The sequence below is a fragment of the Halorubrum xinjiangense genome (genome assembly GCF_049604745.1).
Taxonomy (GTDB): Archaea; Halobacteriota; Halobacteria; order Halobacteriales; family Haloferacaceae; genus Halorubrum; species Halorubrum xinjiangense_A.
The window spans coordinates 1,626,103-1,648,233 of sequence record NZ_CP187140.1 but is presented as its reverse complement, the minus strand read 5'-3'; the positions used below and the strand labels follow the sequence as shown (position 1 = coordinate 1,648,233).

Sequence of the window (22,131 nt, the reverse complement as noted above, 5' to 3'; positions counted from 1 at the left end):
CGATGACGGGCTGGATCGGCGTCGTGACGGAGCTTCAGCGCGCGCTCGCGGGCAACTTCGAGCGGTTCGCCGCCTCCGTCGGGATCGTCGCCGCCGTGGTGGCGGTCCGGCTCCTGACGGGGCGGCTGAAGAACGGGGACAGGGACCTCTCCTCCTCGCAGCGGCTCCTGCTGTCGGCGACGGTCGGCGTCGCGACCGCGGCCGGCGCGCTCACGCTGATCGCGGTGTGGGACCGGAGCGGCGCCCTCTTCGAGGCCGCGCGGTCGGCGCTGACCGCCAACCAGGTGTCGAACGTCGTCCTCGCCGTGATCCTCCTCGCGATCGCGTACGCGCTCACGGACTTCCTCGGCGGCGTCATCCGCGAGATCGGCGCCGAGAGCGCGTCGATCTCCCAACACCAACAGGAGGTGATCCTCCGGATCACGCAGCTGACCGTCTACACGACCGCGCTGGTCGCGGTCGTCGGGCTGTTCACCGACAACGTCGGCAGTCTCCTCGTCGGCGCGGGGTTCCTCGGGATCGTTGTCGGGATGGCGGCGCGGCAGACGCTCGGCGCGATCCTCGCGGGCTTCGTGCTGATGTTCTCGCGGCCCTTCGAGGTCGGCGACTGGGTGGAGATCGGCGACCACGAGGGGACCGTGACGGAGATCTCGATCATGAGCACCCGGATCCGGTCGTTCGACGGCGAGGTGATCACGATGCCGAACGACACCGTTCGCTCGGGGTCGATCGTCGACCGCACGCGGCGGAACCGCCTGCGGATCGAAGTTGAGGTCGGCGTCGACTACGACACCGACGTCGAGCGCGCGGCCGCGGTCATCGAGGAGGCGGCCGCGGACGTCGAGGACGTCGCCGAGATGCCCGAGCCGAACGCCGTGACGAAGCGGTTCGACGACTCGGCGGTCGTGTTGGGGCTCCGCTACTGGATCCGGAACCCGAGCATGCGGAAGCGCTGGCGCACTCAGACCGCCGCGATGAACGCGATGAAGGGCGCGCTCGAAGACGACGGGATCGTCATCCCGTTCCCGCAGCAGACGCTCTCCGCCCGCGCAGAGGGCGCTTCCGGCCCACAGTTGGACGCGTCGGTCGAGGGACGCGCGGCGACGCGTAGCGGGTCCGAAACCTCCGGTGACGTCGGCGCGGACGACGCCGAGGCGGACGACACGGACAGCGGCGCGGACGACACGGACAGCGGCGCGGACGACGCCGAGGCGGACGACACGGACAGCGGCGCGGACGACGCCGAGGCGGAGGGCGACGACCAATGACCGGGGATGGTGACGGACGCGACGGCGGGGACGAGAGCGACGGTGGCGACGAGCGCGATGCCGACCTCGCGCAGCGACGCGGCCTCGACGAGGTCACGGTCTACCAGCCCGCCGAGGACTCCGGGCTGCTCGCGGAGGCGGCGGTCGCGGAGGCGCACGGTCGCGTGTTGGAGGTCGGGACGGGGTCCGGATGGGTCGCCGCGCAGGTGGCCGCCGAGCGCGACCTCGACGTGGTCGGCAGCGACCTCAACCCGCACGCGGCACAGCAGGCCCGCGAGCGGGGCGTCGAGGCCGTCGTCGCCGACCTCCTCTCGCCGTTCCGCGCGGACGCGTTCGACGCGGTGTGTTTCAACCCGCCGTACCTGCCGACCGACCCGGACAACGAGTGGGACGACTGGATGGAGCACGCGCTCTCGGGCGGCGAGTCGGGCCGCGAACTCATCGAGCCGTTCCTCGCGGACGTGGGGCGCGTGCTCGCGCCCGACGGCGTCGTCCTGCTCCTGGTCTCCTCGCTCACCGGGTACGACGAGGTGCTCGCCCTGGTCGAGGACGCGGGGTTCGACCACGAGCCGGTCGTCGAGGAGTCGTTCCCGTTCGAGACGCTCACGGTGCTGGCGCTGCGGCGGGCGTAGCGCTCCGTCGCGCACTCAATTACTTTCGGACATAATTCGTATTAGCAAATATTATACGACGGCATATCTAACGGACGGTGATGACCGAACGTGTCGCGGCGACGCCGGGGCTGTATCCGCTCCCGGACCGGGCGAAAGAGACGCTCTCCGACCTGAAGGGCCACCAGAAGGGCGACCTCCTGAGCGGCGACGAGAGCGAGGCGATCGTCGCAGAGTACGACGAGGTACGCGCCGAGTACGTCGACCACCAGCTGGACGCCGGCCTCGACCTGATCTCCGAGGGGCAGGGCCGCTGGGACGACATGATCGCGCACCCGCTGACCGTCAGCGACGCCGTCGAGACCGGCGGGATCGTGCGGTACTACGACAACAACAACTTCTACCGCGACCCGCGCGTCGTCGACGATCTCGGCTTCTCGGGCGACGTGGCGAACGAACTGGAGACGGCCGCCGACCTGCTCGCCGACGCCGACGGCGCGGCGGACGCGTCGCTCGCGGCGACGCTCCCCGGCCCGTACTCGCTCGCGGACCTCGCGACGGACGAGCACTACGGCGACGAGGCCGAGTTCCAGGCCGCCATCGCCGAGTTCCTCGCGGGCGAGGTTGAGGCGTTCCCGGCCCACGAGACGCTGTTCCTCCCCGAACCGTCGCTCGTCACGAGCCCGCCCGCCGAGGGCGAGGAGTCGGCCGCGACGGACGCGATCGCGACGGTCGCCGACGCGACCGACGCCGACGTGGTCGTCCAGACGTTCTACGGCGCGCTCGGCGAGAAGCTGTACGCGCACCTCGTCGACGAGGCGGGCGCCGACGCGCTCGGGCTCGACCTCGTCGCCGGCGACCGCGACGACACCGTCTACAACGTCCAAGAGTTCGGCTCGACCGACTCGCTCGCGCTCGGGCTCGTCGACGGGCAGAACACGCTCGTCGAGGAGCCGGAGACGGTCGCGGAGCGCGTCGAGTGGTTCGAAGATCAGATCCCTCTCGAGGGGTTCGACCGAACCTACCTCACGCCGAACACCGAGCTGTTCTACCTGCCGACGAACAAGTACCGTGAGAAGCTGAACGCGCTCGCCGCCGCCGCGGAGGTGCTCGACTGATGGTCCGAAACCCCGAAGCCAACCGCGACCAGTTCCGCCCGGACGACCACCCGAACGACACGTTCCTGCTCTCGACGGTCGTCGGCTCCTACCCGAAGCCGAAGTGGCTCAACCGGGCCGACGAGCTGGTCGACGACCCGGACTCGAAGTTCGACGCGTCGGACCTCGAGGAGGCGCACGACGACGCCTGCCGGCTCATCACGCACGAGCACGAGCGCGCCGGGCTCGACACCGTCGTCGACGGCGAGATGCGCCGCAACGAGATGGTGGAGTTCTTCGCCGACCGCATCGACGGCTACGAGTTCAACGGCCCCGTGAAGGTGTGGGGGCACAACTACTTCGACAAGCCGAGCGTGGTCGAGGAGGTCACCTACGACGAGCCGTGGCTCGTCGACGAGTTCGAGTTCACCTCGAACGCCGCCGAGCGTCCCGTCAAGGTCCCCATCACGGGCCCGTACACGCTCGGCTTCTGGGCGTTCAACGAGGCGTACCCCTCCACCGAGGAGCTCGTGTACGACCTCGCCGACCTGGTCAACGAGGAGGTCGAGAAGCTGGTCGAGGCGGGCGCGCGCTACATCCAGATCGACGAGCCCGCGCTCGCGACGACGCCGGAGGACCACGCCATCGTCGGCGAGGCGCTCGAACGGATCGTCTCGGGCATCGACGAGGACGTCCGCATCGGGCTCCACGTCTGTTACGGCGACTACTCGCGGATCTACCCCGAGATCAACGACTACCCGATCGACGAGTTCGACGTCGAGCTGTGTAACGGCGAGTACGAGCAGATCCCGACGTTCGAGGACCCCGAGTTCGAGCCCGACCTCGCCCTCGGCGTCGTCGACGCGCACACGGCCGAGATCGAGCCCGTCGAGGAGATCAAAGAGAACATCCGGCAGGGCCTCCGCGTCGTCCCGCCGGAGAAGCTCACCATCTCGCCCGACTGCGGGCTGAAGCTCCTCCCGCGCGACATCGCGTACGGCAAGACCGAGAACATGGTGACCGCGGTCCGCGAGATCGAAGCCGAGATCGATTCCGGCGAGATCGACCTCGACGATCCGCTCGCGGACGACTGAATCCGGGGACCGCACGCGGACGCGGCGGCTCCGACACGACATCCGCCGCGTCCGGTCTGACGCGTCTCGGGGATCGCGTCGACCGCGAGGTCCGCGATGAGCGGGTTTCTGGTTCGCTATCCAAACTCAGCCGTCTGAAAGCTTTCGATCCCACAGTCTCTGCGGCGTCTTGGGCGAGGTATTCTAAGGGAAACCGCAATAGATTCCCCCTCCGATCATTCAACCATGGCAGCGATACTCGACGGCGTCCTCGAATCCCTCCGTATCGGTGTCGGGTTCCTCTGGACGGCGGCGTGGGCGATCATCATGGGGCTCACGGTCACGAGTCTCGTTCAGGTGTACGTCTCGAAGGAGCGAATGGCGCAGGCGCTGGGCGACGGCGACTTGCGCGGTCTCACGAAGGCGACGGTGTTCGGCGCGGCGAGCAGCGGCTGTAGTTTCGGGGCCGTCGCCATCGGGAAGGGGCTGTTCAAAAAGGGCGCCCACGCGGTGAACTTCCTCGCGTTCATGTTCGCGTCGACGAACCTCATCGTCGAACTCGGGCTGATGATACTGCTCCTGCTGGGGTGGGAGTTCCTCCTCGCGGAGCTGCTCGGCGGCCTGATCCTCATCGCCGTCATGGCCGCCATCGTCCACCTCACGCTCCCCGAGACTCTCTTCGACCAGGTCCGAGAGACGCTTACCGAGCGCGACCGCGAGTCGGGGGTCAGCGAGGACCCAACCTGCGGAATGGAGGGAACGAAAGCGCACACCCTCACGACCGACGGCGGGGAGACGCTGCGGTTCTGCTCGGAGGGGTGTCTGGAGACGTACCGTCAGCAGACGTCCGGCCGCGGCGGGTGGCGCGACGAACTACGCTCGTGGGGCGGCTGGTACAAGGTCGCCAACCAGTACCGCAAGGAGTGGTCGATGATCTGGAAGGACATCGTCGCGGGGTTCCTCGTCTCCGGGTTCGTCATCGTCTTCGTGCCGCAGCGGGTGTGGAACGCCCTGTTCATTCAGGGAGACGGGCTGCTCGTCACCGCCGAGAACGCGGTCATGGGCGTCGCCATCGCGGTCGTCAGCTTCGTCGGGAGCATGGGAAACGTCCCGTTCGCGGTCGCGCTGTGGGGCGGCGGCGTGAGCTTCGCCGGGATCATCGCGTTCGTCTACGCCGACCTCATCACGATCCCCGTCTTGAACGTCTACCGGAAGTACTACGGCTGGAAGGTCATGCTGTACATCTTCGGCGTCTTCTTCGTCACGATGGCGTTCACCGGCTTCCTCATGGAGCTGCTGTTCGACGCTCTGGGTATCGTCCCCGACCTCGCGGGCGGCGAGACGGCGACCGAGCAGACGTACTTCGAGCTCAACTACACGTTCTATCTCAACCTCGTCGCCTTCGCGCTCTCCGGGTTCCTCCTGTACGTCTATCGGCGCGGCCTCGGTGCGCCCGGGCAGTACCGCGACCCGGTCTGCGGCATGCGGACCGGCGACGAGGGGTCCAGTGCGTCCCACGAGGGGGTGACGTACCACTTCTGCTCGAAGGCGTGTAAGCGGGCGTTCGAGGCGGATCCGGGGGAGTTCGCCGATGGGCACCCGGAGATCCGGAGTCGCGGCCACGACCATGACCACTGACGACTTCGACGGGGCTCTCTGCGAGGCGGGCCCCGCTGTTCCGGTTCCGATCCGCAATCATGACACTCGTCGCCCTCGAACTAACGGTATGAACAGTCAGACGCCGCGATCGAGGGCCGTCGAATGAACCGACGTCGAGCGGACGCCGTCGTCGGTGTGCTCCTCGGGTTCGTCTTCTTGGCCGGCGGTGGGCTGACCTGGCGAGCGTATCGACAGCGCCGCAACCTCGACCAGTCAATGGGGTCGATGATGGACTCGTCGATGGGGTCGTTACACGGACCGGACCCCCTCTGGTACGCGGTCGGAACGCTGCTGGTCGCGGGCGTGATCGGCGCCGTCTACCTCCTGGCCCGTGACGAGTTCACCGCATCGAGAGCGACCGACCCGGCGGCGGGCGGTACTCCGGATCAGCCGCCGACGGAGTCCGGCGCGTCGACGGAGGCCGCTCCGTCCGCGGAGGACGGCGACGGCTCGCAGCCGACGTCTCTCAACCCTGAGTCCGACCCGCAGGCGCGCGTCCTCGATCTCCTGCCGGACGACGAACGGCGCGTCCTCGAACCCGTGTTGGATTCTCCGGGAATCACCCAGATCGAACTCCGGGATCGGTCCGATTTCTCGAAGAGCAAAGTGAGTCAGACGGTGAGTTCGCTCGAAGAGCGCGGACTGCTGTATCGGGAGCGACAGGGCCGGACCTACCGCGTGTATCCGAGCGACGAGCTTCGGCAGCAACGGTCGGACGGGTAGCTGCTGGCCGGTGGACTCCCCGCCGTCCGAATTCGGCGAGTATGAACGGTCCTCGGAAAATAAAACGCTTAGATGGCGTTATGAACGCTCTCAAACGCTTTCCAGATTGCGTTCACGTCCACGACCCTAACTCGGGCCCCGCCGTATGAGCAGTTGAGGCGAAAGACAATGACCGACCGAAACATCGGACGATGGCTGCTCGTGGCGCTCGCGGTCGCCGGACTCGCATTCGCTGCCCCGGTAGTCAGCGCACACGGAGACGAACCGGTCCGGGAGAACGAGACGGCGGCCGACGGGACGCCGATCGACGGCGAGATGGCAGAGCGGGCTGCCTGGATGGAGCGCCACATGACCGGTCAGATGGGCCCGAACGCCGTCGACGAGATGGAAGCTCACATGGGCGTCACCGTCGAGGAGATGGTCCGAGACATGCCGGACGACGATCATCCGGCCGTGGGGATGAACGGACGGGGGTACGGTTGTTAACGGTCACCGTTCGACTCGATTGCCAGGCATAGGGCCGTTCAAAGAATCCACTCACCGGTCACAATGACACACGACATCGACGCCCTCGGATGGACGATTCGCCGAATCGCGACGCTCGCGGTCCCGCTGTTGATCGCCGCGACGGGTACCGCGGCCGCTCACGGAAGCGGCGGCTACGGCGGCGGCATGATGGGCGGTTGGGGTCTCTTCGGCGGTGCGATGGGGCTCTGGGGGCTCCTCTGGATGGGGCTGCTGATTGCCGTCCCGCTGTATCTCGTATACGTGCTCCTCGACAGGAGTTCCGGGTGAAACGACACCTGACCGACTCCGGTCCTCCGTGAGCGCCGTGCCCACGGTGGACTCCCGACGAACAGTTCACGCGGCGGCGCCGCAAACACGAGCGATCGGAATGATCCGCTCTCGCTGTAGATTAATTTTACACACTAATTAGTGAATAGAATAGAGATACATAACACGCCGCCGCACCCACCGCCGACATGGAGATCGGTCTCACCGTCGGCGACGACCTCGACCGCCTCGCGGCGTCGCCCGCGCGGTTCGACTTCTGCGAACTCGGCGTCGGCGAGCCGACGCTCGTCCCGGGCGAAATCGACCCGGAGCGGCTCGCGGACGCGCTCGCCGGCCGCGATCTGGTCGTCCACCTCCCGTACGGCCAGCGGCTGGCGACGTACGTCCCTGAGGTGAACGACGCCATCGTCGACTACCAGCGCCGCCTTTTAACTGTGGCCGGCGACCTCGGCGCCCAGAAGGCGGTCCTCCACGCCACCTCCGCCGACCGCGACGACGTCGACTTCCGGGAGACCGCGGGCGAGCAGCTCCGCCGGGTCGCCGACGCCGGCCGCGAGGTGGGCGTCGAGGTCGTCGTCGAGAACGTCGGCCACCAGCACGCCGGGCTCCAGCTCTCGGTCCTCGGCGACCTCGCCCGCGAGACGGACACCCCGATCTGCTTCGACGTCGGCCACGCGTACATGGAGGGCGGCAACAAGGCGATACGGCGGTTCCTCCGGAGCCACGGCGACCGGGTCTCGCACCTCCACTGTCACGACGTCCGCCGCCGCGGCGACACGCACCTCCCGGTGGGCGCCGGCGAGGTCGACTACGACCTCGTGGAGTCCGAACTCGCAGGATTCGACGGAACCGTCGCCGTGGAAGTGTTCACCGACGACGAGACGCTCCTCATCGATTCGGCCGAGCGCGTCGCCGACCGGCTCGGCGCGTCGTTTTAAAATAGCGACTTAGTTCGCCCGGTCGTCCGGATTCTTGGGGTCGTCGGCGTTCGGGCCCTCGTCGTCGCCGCCGTCGGCGTCAACGTCATCAGCGTCCGCGTGGCCCGCTCCGTCCGCACCGCTCTCCGCGTTGTCGCCCTCGCCGGGAGCGTCCCCGACCTCGCCGGGATCGTTCTCACCCGCGTCCGGATCGACCTCGTCGCCGTCGATCTGGCGCTTTATCGACTCCAGCTCGGACTCGACGTCGACCTCCGGCGGGTCGTCGGCGTCGCCGGACGCTCCGTCTTCGGCGCCGTCGTCTCCGCTCTCGCCGGGGTCGGTCACGTCGATCTGAACCGGGCTCCCGTCGTCGCGCTCGTCGGAGCGCATCTCGCCTCGATCTCGGCCTCGATCGCTCCGGTCTCGCTCCCGGCCCGCGTCGTCTCGCCGATGGTCACGGTCCCGCCCGAGTCGCCGGTCCCGCGCCGTGTCCGCCTCTCGGCGCCCCTCGTCGATCCGAGACTCGATCTCCGCGGTGAGGTCGCGCGCGTCGGCGATAATCGAGCGGGAGGCGGCCTCCTCGGGGAGGTCGGCCTCCGAGAGCGCGGTCCGGAGCTCCGAGAGCGACCGGGCGAGTCCGGTCGTCGCGCCGTCGCGGACATCCGCGAGGCGGTCGCCGGCGCCCGCCGCGCCCTCGACGGCGCTCCGGCCGGGGTCCGCGAGCCGGAGGGTCCCCTGAAGCAGTTCGAGCGACTTGATCGTCGTCTCCAGCAGGGCGATCACCGTCGGGATGGTGTACTGCTCGGTGAACCGGACCAGCTCCGAGAGCCGGGGCGGCCGCGGGGGCCCGCGGCGGTCGCGCTCGGTCTCGCGGAGGTCGGCGCGGAGCTCGCTCAGCACGTCCTCGAGCTCGTCGAGCCGCTCCTCGAGGTCGTCGTCGTGTGGGTCGCGGGAACTCATGCTGCGTCGTAGGCGGTCCGCGGATAAAAAGCCCTGCCGGGCCGCGGAAGCGGCTCCGCGCGGAGCCCTCAGAACCCCTCGCGGAGGTGCGTCGTCCGCGGCGGGAACAAAGCACGGAGATCGTCGGTGGTCACGGAATCGACCGCGAGCCCCCCGTCCCGAATGACCTCGTCGACCGACCGGTAGCCGACGTACAGCTGCGAGAGCGCGCCCATCTCGACCGCGGCGTCCGCGTTACCGGTCTCGGAACCGCTCTCGTCGCCCGCTCCCGCGCCGTCGCGGCCCCCTCCCTCGCCGCCGTCGACCGGCTCGACCGCCACCGCGCCATCCGCGACCTCGACTCGGAACGTCCGGTCGTTCCAGTCGACGAGAGGGTCGGCGACCGACAGCGAGAACGCGGCCTCGACCGCCGGGTCGGGGCCAAACGCTTCGAGCGCGGCGGCGACGTCGACGAGGCGGACCATCGGCCCGGTGCGGACCTCGCAGTCGACGGCGCGCGGGTCGTCGACGAGGTCAAGGAGAGGCGCGTCCGGCGGGGCGCGGATCCGGACCTCGTCGACCTGCGAGTCGTGGTTGCGGAAGAACCGCAGCAGCTGGAACCACGCCTCGTCGTCCGCGACGGCGACGTCGGTGACGCGCAGTATCGGGTCGTCCGCGTCGTCCGGCTCCTCGAAGCTGTACGCGCAGACAGCCCGGAGCTCGCCGTCGCGCTCCCAGCCGTAGACGAACGGGTCGGTCTTCCACCCTTGGAGGGTCCGCTCGCGCCACCACTCCTCGGTCCAGTCCATCGTCAGATCGTAGCGGTCGGCCGTCGCCGCGAGGACCGGTTTCACAGACTCGTAGTCGCCCTCGCCGAGCCGGCGGAAGTGCCCGGCGTCGTCGCCGTCGGTCGCGACCAGGTCGTCGACGAACCCCAGCTGGGCCGGCGGCGCGGTCAGGTGCGGGTATCGGCTCGCGGTCGCCCAGCCGTAGTTGGCGTAGAAGGGATACTCGAAGGGCCACAGCGTCGAGACGGACACGCCGCGCTCGCGGTACTCCGCCAGCGACTCTCGGAGCATCCGGCCGACGTTCCCTCGCCGACGATGTTCCGGCGGGGACGCGACCGCGGAGAGGCCGGCGACCTCGCGGTCCGCGCCGCGGATCCGCAGCGAGAAGTAGTGGTGCGCGCAGACCGCGACGGGGTCGTCGCCGTCGAACAGCCCCCGCCTGTCGGCGATGGTGTCGTGGTCGTCCGCCGCCTCGGGGTCGTACGGGCCCTCCGTCGGGGAGAAGGCGTATCGCATGAACGCGTCGAACTCGTCGCCGCGCTCGTCGGGGAACGGTCGGTACTCCATACGCGGTCGGCTCGCGGGAGCCGAATAAGTCTTCCCGGAGCGTGCGGGGGAGTACCGCCCTCGTCGGCGACCCGCCTCAGTCGAAGCGCCCGCGGCGGTACTGGACCGGCCACTCGGCCTCCTCGCCGAGCTCGTGGGCGGCCTCCAGCGGCCAGTACGGGTGTCGGAGCATCTCGCGGCCGAGCGCGACGAGGTCCGCCCGCTCGTTTCGGACCAAGGCGTCGGCGTGGGTCGGCTCCGTGATCCCGCCGACCGCGGCGACGGGCACGTCCGTCCCCTCGCGGATCGCCTCGGCGTAGGGAACCTGGTAGCCCGGCCCCGCGTTCGGGATCTCCTGGTCAGGGTGGATCCCGCCGCCTGAGACGTCGATCAGGTCGGCGCCGGCCTCGGCGAGCAGCGGGGCCACCCGCACCGAGTCGTCGACGTCCCACGAGTCGCGGTCGGGGAGCCAGTCCGTCGCGGAGATGCGGACGAAGACGGGCTTCCCGTCGGGCCACACCTCGCGAACGGCTTCGACGACCTCACGGAGGAGCCGAGTCCGATTCTCGAAGCTCCCGCCGTACTCGTCGTCGCGGTCGTTGGTGACGGGCGAGAGGAACTGGTGGAGCAGGTAGCCGTGGGCCGCGTGGACCTCCGCGACCTCGAAGCCGATCTCGTTCGCGCGCTCCGCCGCGGCCACGAACGCGTCGATCACCTCGTCGATCCCGTCGTCGTCGAGGCGGCGGGTGTCGGCCAGTCCGCTCTCGTCGACGTTCGGGTGCGGATACGGCTCGTCGCTCGCGGAGACGGTCTCCCAGCCCTCGGGCTCGTCGGCGGAGATGGGACCGCTGCCCTCCGCCGGCGGCCGGTGGGAGGCCTTCCGACCGGCGTGGGCGAGCTGGATCCCCGGCGTCGCGCCCTGGGATTTGACGAACTCGACTATCGGTTCGATCTTCTCGGCGTGCTCGTCGGACCAGATCCCGAGGCAGTTCGGCGTGATGCGGCCGCGGGACTCGACGGCGGTCGCCTCCGTCATCACGACCCCCGCGCCGCCGGCAGCGCGGGCGCCGAGGTGGACGCGGTGCCAGTCGTTCGCCAGGCCGTCCTCGGCCGAGTACTGGCACATCGGCGACAGCATCACGCGGTTTCGGAACTCGGTGTCGCGAAGCGTGAGCGGTGTAAACAGCGTGTCAGTCACGGGTCAGTGAACGGCCGCCGCGCCGTAAGTCCCACCGATCCCCCGCGCGGATCGCCGCCTGTAGTTTAGGCCGACCGAAATCTATAACACCGCCGGCCTCTGACCGGGTAGTAATGACAACGGGAGACCGGATCGAGCGGGACGCCGAATCGGTGGCCGACGAGCGGCCGACCGTCGCCGCGACCCGCTGCTCGCAGGAGCGGACCGTCTTCGCCGAACAGGGCAACACCGACGCGTGGATCGCGACCGACCTCACGGTCGATCTCGATCTCGAACGATAACGCGAAAATCTGCCGACCCCGCTGACGCCGCCTCCTCCACAACTCCGCGTTCGACGCCTCCTCCACCCTCCGCGTTCGCCGCTCAGTGAGGTCTCACTCCTCGGAGCGCAGCGTCTCGCCCGACGTTCCGGGCGTGCGCGGCGTGGACGCGGATCTCGCGTCCGTCGTCACCTCGCGCTCTCGCCGCTCGTCGACGAGCGCGCGGATCCGGTCGAGGATCGCGTCGAACCGGCCGCGGTCGGACCCCTTCTCGAAGTAGGCGTCCGCGCCGGCGCCGAACGCCGCCGCCTCGCGTTCCTCGCCCGGACACGTGGTATGGAAGACGACGGGGAGCCCGTGGCCCGCCTCGCGTAGCCGTTCGGTGAGGGCGACGCCGTCGCCGTCGGGGAGCCGCTGTTCGGTGACGACGCAGTCAACCGGAACGCGCTCGCCGTCGACTTCGACGCCCGTCTCGACCGCGTCGAGCGCGTCCGCGAAGCGCTTCACGGAGCGGACCCGGACTCGGTCGGTGAGCCGCGCCGCGAACGCCTCCAAAAGCTCCGCGGAGCGCGCGTCGGGCTCGACCTGGAGGACGGTGATCGGCGCGTATCGCGCCCCCGTGGCTCCGGTTGCGGTCGGTTCTGATCGATCGGCGGCTGCGTTCGTGTCCGCGCGTGCGTCTGACGGCGGGGATGTGTGGTTTGTCATGCGTTTTGATGGCGGGCGACGACTCGGCGAGAAACGACTTACTACTTCGGTGGTTATTTTCTCTGGAGAATAGTTACCGCGGCGACGGGATAATAATTGCGCGTTCACCGTTGTCACGGCCCTCAAACCCGACTATAGCGTGATTCAGCGAGAAACTGCCGGACGGGAGGGCGTCGACGATGGCTCGTTCGAAGGGTCTCCGGTCGCGACGACGAATCTGCCGTGAGCGGGCCGCTCAGGCGAACAGGTCCCGCGCCTCGCGGACCGCGTCGATCAGCGCGTCGACCTCCTCGACGGTGTTGTAGAAGTAGAAGGAGGCGCGCGCTGAGGCGGCGACGCCCATCTCGTCGTGGAGCGGTTGGGTGCAGTGGTCCCCGGCGCGGATCGCGACGCCGTAGTCGTTGAGGATACTGGAGAGGTCGTGAGCGTGGACGCCCTCGACGTTGAACGCGACGAGGCCGCCGCGGTCGTCGCCCGGCGGGCCGTAGATCTCCACGCCGCCGAGCGCCTCGAGCTCGTCGTAGGCGTACTCGGCGAGCAGGTCCTCGTGGGCCTCGATCCGGTCCATCCCGACCTCTTCGAGGTACTCGATCGCGGCCGCGAGGCCGATCCCCTGCGCGATCGAGGGCGTCCCGGCCTCGAACTTCCACGGGAGGTCCTCCCAGGTGGAGTCCTCGAAGGAGACGCGGCGGATCATGTCACCGCCGTAGAGGTAGGGTTGCATCCCCTCTAAGATCTCCTCACGGCCGTAGAGGGCGCCGATCCCGGTCGGGCCGCACATCTTGTGGCCGGAGAAGGCGAGGAAGTCGACGTCCAGTTCCCCGACGTCGACGGGGCGCGTCGGCACCGACTGCGCGGCGTCGGCGAAGATGTACGCGTCGTGATCGTGGGCCATGTCGGCCAGCTCGCGGATCGGGTTCACGGTGCCGAGCGTGTTCGACACGTGGACGACGGACACCATCTCGGTGTCGTCGTCGATGAGTTCGGCGGCGTGGTCCATGTCGAGCCGCCCCTCGTCGGTGACGTCGACGAAGCGCACGTCGGCGCCCGTCCGCTTGCCGATCTGCTGCCAGGTGACGAGCGAGGCGTGGTGCTCCATCTCGGAGAGGACGACGTTGTCCCCGGGACCGAGCTCCTCGAGGCCCCAGGCGTACGCGACGAGGTTCATCGCCTCGGTCGTGTTCTTCGTGAAGACGATCTCCTCGCGGCCCGCGGCGCCGATGAAGTCGGCGACCGCGTCGTGGGCCTCTTCGTAGGCGACGGAGGCCTCCTGGCTCAGCTGGTGGATCCCGCGGTGGACGTTGGCGTTGTAGCTCCGGTAGTAGTCGGAGATGGCGTCGACGACCGGGTCAGGCGTGTGCGAGGTCGCCGCGTTATCGAGGTAGACGAGGGGAGTGTCGTCGCCCTCGCCCTCTCCCGCGGTCTCCGGATCCCCGCCGACCTTCCGATCGAGGATCGGGAAGTCGGCGCGGAGCGCCTCCACGTCGAACGGGTACTGTTCTTGAACTCCCATTACCCGTTGTCGGGCCCCGAACACTAACACACCTTCGGTCCGGTACGTCTTGCCCGTATCGCTGACGCACGGGATCGCGCGATCCGCGGGGGCTCGCGCCCGGAATCGACTCGGCCGGCCCGCCCCGAATTCGACTCGGCCGGCCCGGCCGGGACTGCCGGCCGCCTACTCCTCCCCCCAATCAGGGTTCGCCCGCGGCGGCGAGAAGATGTCGAAGCCGACGACCGGCTCGTCGGTGCGGTTCTCGGCGGCGTGCGGCTCGCCGCCGGGGATCACGTAGGTGTCGTCGGGGCCGACGACGCGTTCGTCGCCCTCCGAGAGGAACGTCAGCCTGCCGGCCGTGATCACGCCGATCTGCTCGTGCGGGTGGTCGTGTTCGGGCACCGTCTCGCCCGGTTCGATCTCGAACCGCTGGATGCTCATTCCCTCACCGACGGCGCCCTGCGTGAGGAACACGCCGTCGACCGCTTCGACCGCCTCGACGTCCGCGTCGGGTACGACGTCCATACGCCCTCCCGCGACCCGGAGGCACCTAAACCCGCGGGACGGAGGGGCCCCCCTCGTCACGAGAACGAGACGCCCGTCACGGGAACGGGTGGTACGGTCGGTCGAGCGCGGGCTCGAACCCCATCGACCGCGGCACCTCGCTCGCGCGGTCGCCGAAGAACGGTTCGCCGGTGAACAGCGGCTGCGCGCCCGGGACCAGCACGCGGACCGCCTCGAAGCCAAGACTCGCGAGGTCGCGCGTCGTCACCCGGGCGACGTAGGGGTCGAGCCCAACGCCCTCGACGCGCTCGACGACGGCCGAAAGCTCCTCGGCTCCCGACAGCGCCGGCTCGCCCAGCCCCTCGGCCGAAACGGTCGCGTCCGGGTCGAAGAACGCCGCCGTCTCCGCCGGGAAGTCGGCGTGGTGACCGATCGCGGCACCCTGCTCGTCGGCCGTCTCCCGGCCCATCGAGCGGAGCTCGGTCCAGTTCTGCAGCGCCTCGGCGAGCGCGCTCCGCGCCGCCGCGGCCGGGTCGAGGTCGGCGCCCGACCCCGCGGCGAACCGTGGCCAGTCGCCCTCGCGGCTGACCCCGACCGCGACGACCGGCACGTCGACGTCGGTCGTGACGAGCAGCGGGGTCACCGACAGCGACTCCGCGCGCGCCCGCTTCTCCAGCTCGGTGAACCCGGGGTCGTCGAGGTCGAGCCCGAGCGGCTCCGTCGTGGAGTACCAGCTGGTCATCGTCGCGTCGCGCTCGATCGCCTCGTAGAGCCCGGAGAGCGCGGCGTCCGGTCCGGAGCTTCCGAGCCCGAGCCCGGTCGTGATCGGCGGGCGATACCGGTTCTCCGGCGGCGGGAAGTGAACGAACTCCGCCGGGAGGCTCGCGGTCTCGCCCGTCCCGAGGCGCTCCCCGCGGGCCCACGGGAGTCGGTCGTCGCGGTCGTACGCCTCGGCGCCCTCGGGGCGGACGAACGCGTCCGGCGTGACCGGGTTCGGGACGTTCGCGGCCGGCGCGCGCGTGAACTCGGCCTCGCGGTAGACGCCCGCCGCGTACCGCTCTAACCCCTCGCCGAGCGCCTTCATGAACGCGGCGTCCCAGTCGGCGGCCGCGCCGCCGCCGAAGTCGGCCGCGTCCGCGTCGGAGAAGGGCGTCGTGTCCGCGACCCGCGCGACGTAGTACGGCAGCGGGAACGACTCCTGTTCGCCGACCTCGTTCAGGGCGCCGATCCGGGGGTCGACGGCGCGCTCCGCGCGGTCAATCGCCTCGTCGAGGTCGCGGTCGCTGTGATCGCGCGGGAGCGCGTCGCCGGGGTCGGCGCCGCAGCCGCACCCGGGCGCGGGCAGCAGCGTCCGCTCGGCGCCCGGCACCTCGGCGACGGTGTCCGCCACCGGGTCGCCGGCGAGCAGGCGGATCGCCCGTCGCCCGGCCACCACGCCGGCGTAGCGCACGGCGGACCGGCGGCCGGTGGGCGCGTCGGCCGGCTCGGCCCCGCCGCTCTGGACGCGGGCGCGCAGGCAGTCGTAGCAGGCGTCGTCGAAGACGGTCACCGCCGCGTCGAGGTCGGCGAGGGGGATGCCGCCGAGCCCGCCCACCTCGACGGCGATCCAGCGGTCGAGCAGTTCGTTCGCGGTCGCGAACGCCGACGACCCCGCGGTGTCGACGACGACCGCCAGGTCGAACCCGTCGAGTAACTCCGGCTCGACGGGCATCGCGTTCACGTCGACGTCGCCGAGCGCGGCCTCGGTCGCCTCGACCGCGGGCCCGTCGCCGACAAGTCCGATATCCATACCCGGTCGACGCGAGGCGGCGAAAAAAAGCCGCGGGGTCCGCCGCGGCCGGCGGGGCGCGGGAGAGCGGAAGCGGAGCGAGCGTTCAGGGGGTGTGCTCAGGCGGGCGTCGCGGCCATCATCTCGGCGGCCTCGGCGGCCAGCTCCGCGGCGTCGACGCCCTGAAGGCGCTCGTCGCCGAGCTTCAGGCGGAGCCGCGGTCGGCCGACGTCGATCGGGACCTTCTCGGTGTCGATGATCCCCAGGTCCTCGAGGCGCGTCTTCGTCCGGGAGAACGTTGCCTTCGAGGCGATACCGACGTCTTCGCCCCACTTCGAGATGTCATAGAGGAGCACGTCGTTCTTCGCGGCGACGAGCAGCGAGACGGTCACCTCGTCGAGGTCGGCGCCGTCGCCGCGCTCGGTCGCGTCGAGGACGGCGTCGAAGTCGGCGCGGGCTTCCTCGCCGATCTCCGACTCCATCGTCTCGCGAACCCGGCTGATCGCCGGCGTGCGGAGCGTGTACGGCTCCGCGTCGTCGAACGCGCCACGGTGGGAGTCGTACACCTCGTCGACGAACTCGTCGTCGTCGGTCGAGAGCGCGGCGACGCCGTCACCCGCGGTGACCAGGGCGACGACCCGGGACGGGGAGACGAACAGCGCGTTGTCGACCTCCCCGTCGAGCACCCGGAGGTCCAAGGCGCCGTCGGCGACGAGGTCAGCCGCCCGGGACGCGACGACGAAGTCGTCCATGACATCCTTGAGCGTGCGCTCGTCGGCGAGCATCGACAGCGCCGGGAGGTCGTCCCGCCCGACCGCGGTCTCGACCAGCGATACGATCGTCTCCGCGGAGGGGTCCACGACGAGGAGCTCGTCGTCGCCCCCGGCGAACGCCGCTTCGAGCGCCGCCTCGACGTCGGCCGCCAGTAAATTCGACACCATTTATCACTTCGTATAAAAGTCGGTTGCGTATTTAATATTAACGGGATTCATGGATCGAACAACGCACGCAGCGGGCCTCAAACTATCGAAAACGGCCGATGAGCCGCGTCGGAAATTGGCCCTTGTCTCGGGGGGTCGCTCTCGGGCCGGCGGTCTTCGCTCGGGAGTTCGCTCTCCGATCGACCGACCGTCGGTGCGGGGCCGCGTCCGCGGACGGAGCGCCGGCAGTTCCGCCGGCGACGGAAGGATTAATGCGCGGTCGCGCCCGCGTTCGCACATGGACCACGAGCACGTCCGGGAGGTCGACCCGGCGGTCGCCGACGCGCTGGCGGGCGAGCGCGACAGACAGGAGCAGACGCTCGCGATGATCGCGAGCGAGAACCACGTGAGCGAGGCGGTACTGGAGGCGCAGGGGAGCGTCCTCACCAACAAGTACGCCGAGGGCTACCCCGGGTCGCGCTACTACGCCGGCTGCGAGTACGCCGACGAGGTCGAGGAGCTGGCGATCGAGCGCGCGAAGGATCTGTGGGGCGCCGACCACGTCAACGTCCAGCCCCACTCCGGCACGCAGGCGAACCAGGCGGTGTACTACTCCGTCCTCGAACCGGGCGACAAGATCCTCTCTTTGGACCTCAACCACGGCGGCCACCTCTCGCACGGCCATCCCGCGAACTTCACGGGGAAGCTGTACGACGTCGAGCAGTACGAGGTCGACCCCGAGACGGGGTACATCGACTACGAGGGGCTCCGCGAGGCCGCCGAGGAGTTCGAGCCGGACATTATCGTCTCGGGCTACTCGGCGTACCCGCGCACGGTCGACTGGGAGGAGATCCAGGCGGCCGCCGACTCGGTCGACGCCTACCACCTCGCGGACATCGCGCACATCACCGGGCTCGTCGCCGCCGGCGTCCACCCCTCGCCGGTCGGCGTCGCCGACTTCGTCACGGGCTCGACCCACAAGACGATCCGCGCCGGCCGCGGCGGGATCGTAATGTGCGACGAGGAGTTCGCGGACGACGTCGACAGCGCCGTCTTCCCCGGCGGGCAGGGCGGCCCGCTGATGCACAACGTCGCCGGCAAGGCGGTCGGCTTCAAGGAGGCCTTAGAGCCCGAGTTCGAGGAGTACGCGCAGAACGTGGTCGACAACGCCGAGGTGCTCGCCGAGACGCTGCAGGACCACGGGCTCTCCTTAGTCTCCGGCGGGACGGACAACCACCTCGTGTTGGCCGACCTGCGCGACTCGCACCCGGACCTCTCCGGCGGCGACGCGGAGGACGCGCTCGCGGCCGCGAACATCGTCCTCAACGGGAACACTGTCCCCGGCGAGACGCGCTCGCCGTTCGACCCCTCGGGGATCCGCGCGGGCACCGCCGGGCTCACGACCCGCGGCTTCGACGCCGACGCGATCGAGGAGGTCGGCGACCTGATCTACCGCGTCGTTGACAACGTCGACAGCGACGACGTCATCTACGAGGTCGGCGAGCGCGTCGTCGAGCTCTGCGAGGCGCACCCGCTGTACGAGTAGCGGCATACCGGCCGGCGACGTCGCAGTCGGCGGTGCTCGACCGCCCGACCGAATCCGTGCGTACAAAGTAGGGGGGAGCCTGACGGGTCGGTATGGCCGACTCGTCGTTCCTCGCAACACGCCTCGATCGCGCCGCCGTTCCCCTCGCGGTCGGCGACCTGATCGCGCTGATCGTCCTGTTGACGATCGGCGCGATCAACCACAGCAGCGTCGAGTTCCTGTCGTCGAACCCGCTTTATCTGCTCGAAGTGTTCGCGCCGTTCCTGATCGCGTGGGCCCTGATCGCGCCGCTCGTAGGGGCCTATTCCGCCGGCGCCGTCGAGACCGCGAAGTCGTCGGTCCCGCTCGTGATCCGGTCGTGGATCCCGGCCGCCGTCGTCGGGCTGGCACTCCGCGCGTTCGTCTTCCGGGGCGGCGCCGCGCCCGCGTTCGCCGTCGTCATGCTCGTGCTCGGCTCCCTCGCCCTCGGCGGCTGGCGGGCGCTCTACTTCCGGATCCGGTAGCGCTCTCGTCCGATTTCGGCGCTCGAAAGCCGTTCCTTCCCCCTTTTGGCGGTCTCGACCCGCGTCGACGACACCTCGGGCCGCCTCATAAGTTATGCGTTACATCGACGTGTTCACGAACGAACCGCCTCCGAACCGCGGGAAAAATTTAATATGGATTTCCACGTTAGTATTCAACGGGAGCATGACTGGATACTACGACTACGTCCTTGGGCTCATCCCGGTAGCGCTGATCGGTGTGACCGCCTCGCTCACGCTGGTCGGGTTGTCCGTAACGTCGGCGCTCCCGTTCGGCGCCGTCGCCGCGGGGACGGTGATGGCTCACGCGATGTTCGTCCGAAATCCAGTCGCGAGCGGCGCGTCCACGGGGCGCTCCTTCGACGATGACGCCGGCGAGCGCTCCGCGGCAGGCGGCTCGGCGGCGGGGGGTTCCGCCGCGGGCACCGCCGACTGACGGTCCTGCGGTCCGTTCCGCGCGGTCCCGGTCGCCGCCGCGACCGATCGCCGCGTCCTGTACCGTTTAGTCCCCGCGCCCCGAGTGGGCGGGTATGACGGACGCCCTGTTCCTCACGAGTGCCGAGGTCGACGACCTCGCCGAGCCGGCCGACTACGTCGCCGCCGTGCGCGACGCCTACCGGCAGGTCGGCGAGGGAGCGCCCGCGGAGCCGCGGACGAAGCTGTTCAACCGCGAGCCGCCGGGGATGTTCACGACCTACGCCGCCGTCCTCCCGGAGACGGGCGCGATGGGCGGCTACTCCTACTCCGCCGGCTTCGGCGCGGAGGACGCCTGGTTCATGACGCCGCTGTTCGACGCCGAGTCGGGCGCGCCGCTCGCGCTGCTCGACGGCGCATCGATGAACCCGTTTAAAACGGGTGCTGCCGGGGCGGTCGCGGTCGACGCGCTCGCCCGCGAGGACGCGACCGAGCTCGCCGTGATCGGCAGCGGCGCGCAGGCGCGCGGGCAGGTCGCGACGACCGCGACGGTCCGCGAGTTCGAGGCGGTTCGGGTGTTCTCGCCGACTCCGGAGAGCCGAGAGTCGTTCGCCGCCGACTTCGACGACCGCCTCGACGCCGACGTGTCGGCGGTCGGGAGCGCGAGCGACGCGCTGGCTGGCGCCGACGTGGTCGTCACCGCGACGACCGCGAGCGATCCCGTGATCGCCGACGCCGACGTGGAGCCGGGGACCCACGTCACGGCGATGGGCCAGTACCACCCGAAGAAGAACGAGCTCCCGCCGGAGCTCGTCGCGCGGGCGACGTACGTCCCCGACCTCCGAGCGCGCGCGACGCAGGACGCGGGCTCGTACCTCGCCGCGGTCGCGGCCGGCCTGATCGAGGAGGGCGAGGGGATCGCGGCCGACCTCGGCGAGGTCATTGCGGGCGACCACCCCGGCCGGACGAGCGACGAGGAGGTGACCGTCTTCGACTCGGGCGGGACCGGCGTCGAGACGGTTGCGGCCGCGCATATGCTTTATAAACGAGCGAGCGAGAAAGGGCGCGGGAAGACCATCGACTTCGCGCCAGCGAGCGAGGCGCTGACCGGGGAGTAGTCGGAAACAGCTCTGTTACGATCCTAACCGGTGATATATCCTTGGAGCCGTGCTGAATACCGAGCGCGAGTCGGTAACTGAGAATTAAAACGGTTTGTGTGGTTATCCGAGCCCGATTTCCTTGTGACGCTTGTAAAGATAGGCCACACCGGCCGGAATCGTGATTAGTTGCACGGCAGAAAACACAAACGAACCCAAGTGTAGTATGGCAACGCCACCCCACAGCACTCGGTTTGGTATCCAGTCGCTGTCTTTCTGACGGAGTGTTCTGGCATCGAGATAGATGCAGAGCGAGTACAGTGGGGCTAGAAGGCCTCCGATTAGAACGGTCGCTGCTACCGAGAGCAAGGAGAATAAGAATAGCAAACCAGTTTCTGGACTGGAGGGCACGAGGCTTGGTGGAGAACCGGCCTGTGGTTCGCTCACTAACTGAAGAATACCGTACGAGGCCTGTACTAACACAAAAACCACGATGAAGAACGCGACGCCATACCACCATGGTGAATTGGAGGGCTTATTGGAGGACCTGCCGGGCGACTCTTCGGACATAGGCTATGTTTGAGAGCGTGATTGTGGCAGGTCATGTAAATTGTGGAATGAGATCTCTGACTCGATACTAACGCTGACTATATCCTCTGTATCTCGCACTCCGATTCCATCAGATCTTAAGGATTTCAACAGAGCCTCGGAAACCATTTCGAGGCACCGGAATTCAAGTGCCGCGCCCGCCTCCCGGCGCACATGCTCATCGGCATCGTCTCCGACACACACGACGACCTGGCCGCGGTCGAGGCGGCCGCCTCGCTGTTCGAGCGTGAGGTGGTCGACGCGGTCGTCCACTGCGGCGACTTCGTCGCGCCGTTCTCCGTGACGCCGTTCGACGCGGACTTCGCGTTCCACGCCGTCCGCGGGAACAACGACGGCGAGTGGGCGGTCGAATCGACGGTGGAGGAGTTCGGCGAGTACCACGGCGAGGCCGCCGCGCTCTCGTTCGATGGTGTTGCTGTCGCGGTCACCCACGGCACCAGCGACCTCGTCGTCGACGCGCTCGTCGACTGCGGCGACTACGACTACGTGTTCCACGGCCACACCCACGCGCACGGCGTCGAGGCGCGCGGCGAGACCGTCCGCGTGAACCCGGGCGGGCTTCCGATTCCGGTCGAGGGCGCGGACGACGCGTTCCGCGTCGCGACGCTGGAGACGACGAAGTCTGGAGCGGACGCGGTGACGCACCACGTCCTCGACGAATAGGGAACGTGCGTG

The 22,131-nt window shown here is 69.1% G+C and carries 23 protein-coding genes; 15 read left to right on the top strand and 8 right to left on the bottom strand.

Annotated features, from left to right (window positions below; genetic code table 11):
* The first annotated feature begins 2 nt into the window (after positions 1 to 2).
* The 9 genes from ACOZ35_RS09480 (at position 3) to ACOZ35_RS09440 (ending at position 8,164) form a co-directional block, all read left to right on the top strand.
* Positions 3 to 1,268: a mechanosensitive ion channel family protein gene (locus tag ACOZ35_RS09480; protein ID WP_424013372.1), complete on the top strand. Its 1,266-nt coding sequence runs from the start codon at positions 3 to 5 to the stop codon at positions 1,266 to 1,268.
* Positions 1,265 to 1,900 (top strand): HemK2/MTQ2 family protein methyltransferase, encoded by a 636-nt coding sequence (locus ACOZ35_RS09475; protein WP_424013371.1) that lies wholly within the window; start codon positions 1,265 to 1,267, stop codon positions 1,898 to 1,900. The genes ACOZ35_RS09480 and ACOZ35_RS09475 overlap by 4 nt, the downstream gene beginning before the upstream one ends.
* Before the next feature lie 80 nt (positions 1,901 to 1,980).
* The gene (locus tag ACOZ35_RS09470; protein ID WP_424013370.1) at positions 1,981 to 2,997 is read left to right on the top strand and encodes a 5-methyltetrahydropteroyltriglutamate--homocysteine methyltransferase; all 1,017 of its coding nucleotides are present in this window, start codon (positions 1,981 to 1,983) and stop codon (positions 2,995 to 2,997) included.
* Entirely contained in the window at positions 2,997 to 4,070 is a 1,074-nt protein-coding gene (locus tag ACOZ35_RS09465) for a methionine synthase (protein WP_424013369.1), read from the top strand. Before ACOZ35_RS09470 ends, ACOZ35_RS09465 begins: the two co-directional genes overlap by 1 nt.
* 225 nt (positions 4,071 to 4,295) lie before the next feature.
* Positions 4,296 to 5,687, top strand: coding sequence for a permease (locus ACOZ35_RS09460; protein ID WP_424013368.1), 1,392 nt, complete (start codon positions 4,296 to 4,298; stop codon positions 5,685 to 5,687).
* Between the two features lie 123 nt (positions 5,688 to 5,810).
* On the top strand, positions 5,811 to 6,431 hold the full coding sequence (locus ACOZ35_RS09455; protein ID WP_424013367.1) for a helix-turn-helix transcriptional regulator: 621 nt from the start codon (positions 5,811 to 5,813) through the stop codon (positions 6,429 to 6,431).
* 168 nt (positions 6,432 to 6,599) lie between these two features.
* Positions 6,600 to 6,917, top strand: a complete 318-nt coding sequence (locus ACOZ35_RS09450; RefSeq protein WP_424013366.1) for a hypothetical protein — start codon at positions 6,600 to 6,602, stop codon at positions 6,915 to 6,917.
* A gap of 63 nt (positions 6,918 to 6,980) precedes the next feature.
* Positions 6,981 to 7,226, top strand: coding sequence for a hypothetical protein (locus tag ACOZ35_RS09445; RefSeq protein ID WP_424013365.1), 246 nt, complete (start codon positions 6,981 to 6,983; stop codon positions 7,224 to 7,226).
* 188 nt (positions 7,227 to 7,414) lie between these two features.
* Positions 7,415 to 8,164, top strand: a complete 750-nt coding sequence (locus ACOZ35_RS09440) for a sugar phosphate isomerase/epimerase family protein (protein WP_424013364.1) — start codon at positions 7,415 to 7,417, stop codon at positions 8,162 to 8,164.
* A 9-nt stretch (positions 8,165 to 8,173) separates the two neighbouring features.
* Here the strand turns inward: ACOZ35_RS09440 and ACOZ35_RS09435 are convergent, their stop codons facing one another.
* The 3 genes from ACOZ35_RS09435 to ACOZ35_RS09425 form a co-directional block, all read right to left on the bottom strand.
* Entirely contained in the window at positions 8,174 to 9,103 is a 930-nt protein-coding gene (locus ACOZ35_RS09435; protein WP_424013363.1) for a DUF7547 family protein, read from the bottom strand.
* A 68-nt stretch (positions 9,104 to 9,171) separates the two neighbouring features.
* A complete protein-coding gene (locus ACOZ35_RS09430; protein ID WP_424013362.1) occupies positions 9,172 to 10,437 on the bottom strand; it encodes a GNAT family N-acetyltransferase in 1,266 nt (421 codons plus the stop codon).
* Positions 10,438 to 10,513: 76 nt separating this feature from the next.
* Positions 10,514 to 11,614 (bottom strand): NADH:flavin oxidoreductase/NADH oxidase, encoded by a 1,101-nt coding sequence (locus ACOZ35_RS09425; RefSeq protein WP_424013361.1) that lies wholly within the window; start codon positions 11,612 to 11,614, stop codon positions 10,514 to 10,516.
* A 113-nt stretch (positions 11,615 to 11,727) separates the two neighbouring features.
* Between ACOZ35_RS09425 and ACOZ35_RS09420 the strand changes: the two genes are divergently transcribed.
* Complete coding sequence (locus tag ACOZ35_RS09420; protein ID WP_424013360.1) at positions 11,728 to 11,895, top strand: hypothetical protein; 168 nt, start codon at positions 11,728 to 11,730, stop codon at positions 11,893 to 11,895.
* A gap of 93 nt (positions 11,896 to 11,988) precedes the next feature.
* Here the strand turns inward: ACOZ35_RS09420 and ACOZ35_RS09415 are convergent, their stop codons facing one another.
* The 5 genes from ACOZ35_RS09415 to tbsP form a co-directional block, all read right to left on the bottom strand.
* Positions 11,989 to 12,582 carry a response regulator gene (locus ACOZ35_RS09415; RefSeq protein ID WP_424013359.1) on the bottom strand — a complete coding sequence of 198 codons (594 nt, stop codon included), beginning with the start codon at positions 12,580 to 12,582 and terminating at the stop codon, positions 11,989 to 11,991.
* A 235-nt stretch (positions 12,583 to 12,817) separates the two neighbouring features.
* Positions 12,818 to 14,095: an aminotransferase class V-fold PLP-dependent enzyme gene (locus tag ACOZ35_RS09410; RefSeq protein ID WP_424013358.1), complete on the bottom strand. Its 1,278-nt coding sequence runs from the start codon at positions 14,093 to 14,095 to the stop codon at positions 12,818 to 12,820.
* 165 nt (positions 14,096 to 14,260) lie between these two features.
* Entirely contained in the window at positions 14,261 to 14,602 is a 342-nt protein-coding gene (locus ACOZ35_RS09405) for a cupin domain-containing protein (RefSeq protein ID WP_424013357.1), read from the bottom strand.
* Between the two features lie 76 nt (positions 14,603 to 14,678).
* The gene (locus tag ACOZ35_RS09400; RefSeq protein ID WP_424013356.1) at positions 14,679 to 16,370 is read right to left on the bottom strand and encodes a YcaO-like family protein; all 1,692 of its coding nucleotides are present in this window, start codon (positions 16,368 to 16,370) and stop codon (positions 14,679 to 14,681) included.
* Positions 16,371 to 16,468: 98 nt separating this feature from the next.
* Complete coding sequence (gene tbsP, locus ACOZ35_RS09395; protein WP_424013355.1) at positions 16,469 to 17,290, bottom strand: transcriptional regulator TbsP; 822 nt, start codon at positions 17,288 to 17,290, stop codon at positions 16,469 to 16,471.
* Between the two features lie 277 nt (positions 17,291 to 17,567).
* Here tbsP and glyA point away from each other — a divergent pair, with 277 nt between their 5' ends.
* The 5 genes from glyA to ACOZ35_RS09370 all read left to right on the top strand — a co-directional run bounded on the left by glyA (position 17,568) and on the right by ACOZ35_RS09370 (position 22,119).
* On the top strand, positions 17,568 to 18,815 hold the full coding sequence (glyA, locus tag ACOZ35_RS09390) for a serine hydroxymethyltransferase (RefSeq protein WP_424013354.1): 1,248 nt from the start codon (positions 17,568 to 17,570) through the stop codon (positions 18,813 to 18,815).
* Between the two features lie 92 nt (positions 18,816 to 18,907).
* Entirely contained in the window at positions 18,908 to 19,318 is a 411-nt protein-coding gene (locus ACOZ35_RS09385) for a DUF3054 domain-containing protein (protein ID WP_424013353.1), read from the top strand.
* Positions 19,319 to 19,502: 184 nt separating this feature from the next.
* On the top strand, positions 19,503 to 19,772 hold the full coding sequence (locus ACOZ35_RS09380; RefSeq protein WP_424013352.1) for a hypothetical protein: 270 nt from the start codon (positions 19,503 to 19,505) through the stop codon (positions 19,770 to 19,772).
* A 94-nt stretch (positions 19,773 to 19,866) separates the two neighbouring features.
* Complete coding sequence (locus tag ACOZ35_RS09375) at positions 19,867 to 20,868, top strand: ornithine cyclodeaminase family protein (RefSeq protein WP_424013351.1); 1,002 nt, start codon at positions 19,867 to 19,869, stop codon at positions 20,866 to 20,868.
* A 741-nt stretch (positions 20,869 to 21,609) separates the two neighbouring features.
* Positions 21,610 to 22,119 (top strand): metallophosphoesterase, encoded by a 510-nt coding sequence (locus tag ACOZ35_RS09370; protein ID WP_424013350.1) that lies wholly within the window; start codon positions 21,610 to 21,612, stop codon positions 22,117 to 22,119.
* The last annotated feature ends 12 nt before the right edge of the window (positions 22,120 to 22,131 follow it).

Excerpts from the sequence above, each read along its gene's own strand:
- ACOZ35_RS09450 (WP_424013366.1), top strand. The coding sequence starts at position 6,600 with ATGACCGACCGAAACATCGGACGATGGCTGCTCGTGGCGCTCGCGGTC.
- ACOZ35_RS09480 (WP_424013372.1), top strand. The coding sequence starts at position 3 with ATGACGGGCTGGATCGGCGTCGTGACGGAGCTTCAGCGCGCGCTCGCG.
- glyA (WP_424013354.1), top strand. The coding sequence starts at position 17,568 with ATGGACCACGAGCACGTCCGGGAGGTCGACCCGGCGGTCGCCGACGCG.
- ACOZ35_RS09460 (WP_424013368.1), top strand. The coding sequence starts at position 4,296 with ATGGCAGCGATACTCGACGGCGTCCTCGAATCCCTCCGTATCGGTGTC.
- ACOZ35_RS09405 (WP_424013357.1), bottom strand. The coding sequence starts at position 14,602 with ATGGACGTCGTACCCGACGCGGACGTCGAGGCGGTCGAAGCGGTCGAC.
- ACOZ35_RS09435 (WP_424013363.1), bottom strand. The coding sequence starts at position 9,103 with ATGAGTTCCCGCGACCCACACGACGACGACCTCGAGGAGCGGCTCGAC.
- ACOZ35_RS09420 (WP_424013360.1), top strand. The coding sequence starts at position 11,728 with ATGACAACGGGAGACCGGATCGAGCGGGACGCCGAATCGGTGGCCGAC.
- ACOZ35_RS09445 (WP_424013365.1), top strand. The coding sequence starts at position 6,981 with ATGACACACGACATCGACGCCCTCGGATGGACGATTCGCCGAATCGCG.
- ACOZ35_RS09370 (WP_424013350.1), top strand. The coding sequence starts at position 21,610 with ATGCTCATCGGCATCGTCTCCGACACACACGACGACCTGGCCGCGGTC.
- tbsP (WP_424013355.1), bottom strand. The coding sequence starts at position 17,290 with ATGGTGTCGAATTTACTGGCGGCCGACGTCGAGGCGGCGCTCGAAGCG.
- ACOZ35_RS09400 (WP_424013356.1), bottom strand. The coding sequence starts at position 16,370 with ATGGATATCGGACTTGTCGGCGACGGGCCCGCGGTCGAGGCGACCGAG.
- ACOZ35_RS09455 (WP_424013367.1), top strand. The coding sequence starts at position 5,811 with ATGAACCGACGTCGAGCGGACGCCGTCGTCGGTGTGCTCCTCGGGTTC.
- ACOZ35_RS09440 (WP_424013364.1), top strand. The coding sequence starts at position 7,415 with ATGGAGATCGGTCTCACCGTCGGCGACGACCTCGACCGCCTCGCGGCG.
- ACOZ35_RS09410 (WP_424013358.1), bottom strand. The coding sequence starts at position 14,095 with ATGGGAGTTCAAGAACAGTACCCGTTCGACGTGGAGGCGCTCCGCGCC.
- ACOZ35_RS09375 (WP_424013351.1), top strand. The coding sequence starts at position 19,867 with ATGACGGACGCCCTGTTCCTCACGAGTGCCGAGGTCGACGACCTCGCC.
- ACOZ35_RS09380 (WP_424013352.1), top strand. The coding sequence starts at position 19,503 with ATGACTGGATACTACGACTACGTCCTTGGGCTCATCCCGGTAGCGCTG.
- ACOZ35_RS09385 (WP_424013353.1), top strand. The coding sequence starts at position 18,908 with ATGGCCGACTCGTCGTTCCTCGCAACACGCCTCGATCGCGCCGCCGTT.
- ACOZ35_RS09430 (WP_424013362.1), bottom strand. The coding sequence starts at position 10,437 with ATGGAGTACCGACCGTTCCCCGACGAGCGCGGCGACGAGTTCGACGCG.
- ACOZ35_RS09465 (WP_424013369.1), top strand. The coding sequence starts at position 2,997 with ATGGTCCGAAACCCCGAAGCCAACCGCGACCAGTTCCGCCCGGACGAC.
- ACOZ35_RS09415 (WP_424013359.1), bottom strand. The coding sequence starts at position 12,582 with ATGACAAACCACACATCCCCGCCGTCAGACGCACGCGCGGACACGAAC.
- ACOZ35_RS09475 (WP_424013371.1), top strand. The coding sequence starts at position 1,265 with ATGACCGGGGATGGTGACGGACGCGACGGCGGGGACGAGAGCGACGGT.
- ACOZ35_RS09470 (WP_424013370.1), top strand. The coding sequence starts at position 1,981 with ATGACCGAACGTGTCGCGGCGACGCCGGGGCTGTATCCGCTCCCGGAC.